The sequence below is a fragment of the Enterococcus sp. GPZ-007 genome, assembly GCF_059374735.1.
This window is the reverse complement of the sequence record NZ_JCAFYN010000143.1, coordinates 1-237: the sequence shown is the minus strand read 5'-3', so window position 1 is coordinate 237 and position 237 is coordinate 1. Positions and strand designations below refer to the sequence as shown.

Sequence of the window (237 nt, the reverse complement as noted above, 5' to 3'; positions counted from 1 at the left end):
CGATAGCGACTCGGACTCAGACAGCGACAGCGATTCAGACTCAGACAGCGACAGCGACTCGGACTCAGACAGCGACAGCGATTCAGATTCAGACAGCGATAGCGACTCGGACTCAGATAGCGACAGCGACTCGGACTCAGATAGCGACAGCGATTCAGACTCAGATAGCGATAGCGATTCGGACTCAGATAGCGACAGCGATTCAGACTCAGATAGCGATAGCGACTCGGACTCAGA

General features: G+C 54.4%; 1 protein-coding gene. It reads left to right on the top strand.

Features of this window, described 5'->3' with window-relative positions:
• The coding region (locus tag AC4J95_RS21300; RefSeq protein ID WP_049133575.1) for a hypothetical protein at positions 1 to 237 on the top strand (237 nt) is incomplete at both ends.